The organism is Candidatus Obscuribacterales bacterium, assembly GCA_036703605.1.
Classification (GTDB): Bacteria; Cyanobacteriota; Cyanobacteriia; order RECH01; family RECH01; genus RECH01.
The window spans coordinates 1-1,493 of the sequence record DATNRH010000260.1 but is presented as its reverse complement, the minus strand read 5'-3'; the positions used below and the strand labels follow the sequence as shown (position 1 = coordinate 1,493).

At 55.7% G+C, this 1,493-nt stretch carries 1 protein-coding gene; it reads left to right on the top strand.

Translation table 11 applies throughout. The features are described from left to right. A partial coding sequence (locus V6D20_05345) for a PAS domain S-box protein (GenBank protein ID HEY9815215.1) occupies window positions 1-1,493 on the top strand: 1,493 nt, incomplete at both ends.

Here is a 1,493-nt window from a genome sequence, read left to right as displayed (position 1 = left end):
AGTGGCTGTGGGAACAGGGCTATGGGCTCTTTGACGATCAGGGGCAAGTGCTGGGGTTAGAAGGATTCATCACCGACATTAGTGCCCAGAAGCAAACGGAACAGGCGCTGCGGGATCAATCCCAGTTGCTGAAGCTGATTTTGGATCATGTGCCTCAGTATATTTTTTGGAAAGATCGGCAGTCGGTCTATCAAGGGGTGAACCAGGCCTGGGCGGATCATCTGGGATTAGCGAGTCCAGATGCGGTGGTGGGCAAAACCGATGCCGATTTTTGGGATGCAGATACGGCGGCAGATCATCGGCAGCGCGATCGCGTGGTTATGGAGCGCGATCGCGCCCAGCTCCACCTTGTGCATAAGGAATGCCTGCCCAATGGGCAAGAGCGCTGGAAAGACGTCAGCCGCATCCCCATGCACGATGAGGCCGGTAACGTGGTGGGCATCCTCGGCACCTTTGAAGACATCACCGATCGCATCCAGGCCGATGAATTGCTGCGGGAGAGTGAACGGCGCTATCGATTACTCGCCGAACATTCCACCGATCTGATTTCCCGTCATACCCTCAATGGTGTATATCTCTACGCATCCCCAGCGGCTCAGCGGCTCTTGGGCTACCATCCCCATGAGCTCCTGGGTCGGCAAGTGCATCACTTGGTGCATCCCACCGATCAGCCAGCCTTTATCCAACTGCACCAGCGTTTACTCACCGATACCACCTGCAAGCATGAACGCCTCACCTATCGCATCCGCCGTCAAGATGGCAGCTATTGCTGGTTTGAAACCACCAGTGAGGTGATTCGCGATCGCACCGGCATGGTTCAGGAAATTATTGCCATCTCCCGTGATGTCACCGAACGGCAGCAGGCCTCGATTTGGCTCGATTATCAAAAGCAGGTGCTAGAGATGATTGCCACCGATCGCCCCTTAACGGAAACCCTAACGGTGTTGGTTCATGCCATTGAACAACAGTCGAAGGGTATGGTGGGCTCCATTTTGCTCGCGGATCTCGATCAGCAGGTGCTCTACACGGGGGCAGCGCCCAACTTGCCAGCGGCCTACTGCGATCGCATTGATGGCCTAGCGATAGCTCCCGACATGGGCGGCTGTGGTGCTGCGGCCTATCGTCGCCAGCGGGTGATGGTGCAGGATACCTATACCGATCCTCTGTGGCAAAACTTCCGCGATCTGGCCCAGCAGTATAAGCTGCGATCCTGTTGGTCAAGTCCTATTTTGTCGTCCCAAGGGCAGGTCTTGGGTACCTTTGCCCTCTATGCCCACGAGATGCGATCGCCCCAAGATGAGGACTGGAATCGCATTGATACCGCTACTCAGCTGGCCGGCATTGCCATTGCCCGCAAGCAAATGGACGAACGGCTACGACAAACGGAAACTAAGTACCGCAGTATTTTTGAAAACGCTGTGGAAGGCATTTTCCAAACCACCGCCGATGGACATTATGTGACCGTCAACCCCATGCTGTCCCGCATCTATGGC